At 70.3% G+C, this 565-nt stretch carries 1 protein-coding gene; it reads right to left on the bottom strand.

The features are described 5' to 3' along the window. A partial coding sequence (locus AC1DRP_RS36815; protein WP_476771174.1) for a beta-barrel domain-containing protein occupies positions 1-565 on the bottom strand: 565 nt, incomplete at both ends.

Raw genomic sequence — 565 nt, forward strand, 5'->3', positions numbered from 1 at the left:
AGATCGCCGTCGATCTGGATCTCGCCGGTGTAGAAATTGGCGCCGGTGGTGGGGTCGCGGGTGGTCGCCGGGGAGAGATGGCTGACGGTGCCCGGCAGYTCCGGGGTCGMRTTCTTGGCGAAGGCGGAGAAGCGCAGGCGGGCGGGCTGGCCCGGCCTGACCTGGTCGATATCSGTCGGCGCGATCCTGACCTCGACGGTGAGCTTGGCCTCGCCCGGYACGATGGTGGCGAGRCGSGCGGCCGGGGTGATGACGCCGCCGACGGTGAAGACGGTCAACTCGTTGACGATGCCGGCGATCGGGGCGCGGATYTCGGAGCGYGAGAGCCGGTCCTCACTGGCGAGMCGYCGGTCGCTGAGCTCGGAGACCTTGGCCTCGACCTGGCGCAGCTCGCGCTGGGCCTCGGTGCGGGCGGTCTCGTCGACGGCGATGATCTGGAGGCGGGCGTCGCTGACGCGCAGCCGGGCGCGGGCGATCGAGGCTTCGATCTCGCCGCGCTCGCCGAGCAGGCGGGCCCATTCGCGGTTGATRTTGTAGACCTTCGTGCCGTCGATGAAGCCCTTCT

It is taken from the genome of Allobosea sp. 01N443 (genome assembly GCF_056399325.1).